The following is a 1296-nucleotide window of genomic DNA, read 5'->3' as shown; positions in this document are numbered from 1 at the left end:
GTTATGAATGGGTGTTGATCGACACGCCGCCGAACCTCTCGGCCGTGGTCGATGACGCGATCAAGAACGCCACCATGGTGGTGATTCCCGCCCGTCCCGGCGTGTTCGACGTCAACGCGGTGCAGGAGACCATCCAGATGTGCCGCGCCGCGCGCAAGCCCTATGCGGTCGTGCTCAACGGTGCGCCGGCCAAGCGCGACGAAGCCGAAAGCCCGATCGTCACCATCGCCCGCGAGGCGCTGGCGAAATTCCGTGCGCCGGTGTGGGGCGGTCAGATCACCAATCGTTCGGATTTGTTGATGGCCCTCAGCCACGGCGAAGGCGCGCGGGAGTATCAGGCCGAGAGCCGTGCGGCTCAGGAGATTGCAAGGCTGTGGGCGGCGATCGAGCGTTCGGTCAAGGCCATTCGCGGCACGGCGTCGGCGTCCGGCGCAATGCACAAGCAGGCGGCGTAATTTTTCATAAATCATTCCCCGGACGGAAAACGCGTGGATATCCGCGCGTTTTGCGTTTTGGGGATGACGATGCTCTGCGCTCTACGCCACCATCAGCATGTAGAACACGATGACCGGCGACAGCGTCAGGATCACCGACCAGATGCCGACGGCCCAGAGAATGTCTCCGGTGGTAAAGCTCTGCTCGGTGGTAAAGCTCTGCTGTCCGGCGCCGTAATGCGACGCCATTTCATTCTGACTATTCACAAACGCCCCCGCGATTTCTTCGCTTATGGGCGTCACGCTAAGCGAGATGTTTTAATATTCCGGCTTGCAGCGCCGCTCGCATTTTGAGCGCATTTGTGACCTCCGTTTAACCATCCGCGCGGGCCCGCGTCAGCCGACGAGCCAGACCCGAAACAGCAGCACCGGCATCAGGCCGAGGATCACCGCCCAGAACCCGAACGATGAAACCACCAGGATTCCCCGCAAAAGATCGGCGGGCGCGAATTGCTGTGCGGCCGTAGGCCGGCTGCGATGTCCCATGGTCATTCCCCCTTTGGAAGGCTTTGGAGAAAAACGATAGGTGCGAGAGCGTAAACGAGACGTGGATGCGCCATGCGGCGGATGCGAAGGCGATTGGGGGGCGGTTAACCACGAGGTTCTTACCAGGGCAGGGCAATCGCATTTAAGGCCGYYGCTCTGCGGCCCATCCTTCGAGACGCCCGCCTTYGGCGGGCCCTCAGGATGAGGACGGAGTGTGCGGCCGCAATTTCGAAGATGCCGCTTAGCCTCATCCTGAGGAGACCGCTGGAAGCGGTCGTCTCGAAGGACGAGGCGCGCGCTCAGGCCCCCGCCAAGC

General features: G+C 62.0%; 3 protein-coding genes. 1 reads left to right on the top strand and 2 read right to left on the bottom strand.

The features are described from left to right. On the top strand, positions 1-455 hold a 455-nt coding region (locus AC1D00_RS41495), incomplete at its 5' end, for a ParA family protein (protein ID WP_477014690.1). An 81-nt stretch (positions 456-536) separates the two neighbouring features. Here the strand turns inward: AC1D00_RS41495 and AC1D00_RS41490 are convergent. Then, a complete protein-coding gene (locus AC1D00_RS41490; RefSeq protein WP_167771304.1) occupies positions 537-701 on the bottom strand; it encodes a hypothetical protein in 165 nt (54 codons plus the stop codon). A gap of 129 nt (positions 702-830) precedes the next feature. Further along, complete coding sequence (locus tag AC1D00_RS41485; protein WP_477014689.1) at positions 831-980, bottom strand: hypothetical protein; 150 nt, start codon at positions 978-980, stop codon at positions 831-833. Positions 981-1296 lie beyond the last annotated feature (316 nt).

It is taken from the genome of Bradyrhizobium sp. P2_E8 (assembly GCF_056403875.1).
This window is presented reverse-complemented; position numbering and strand designations above follow the sequence as displayed.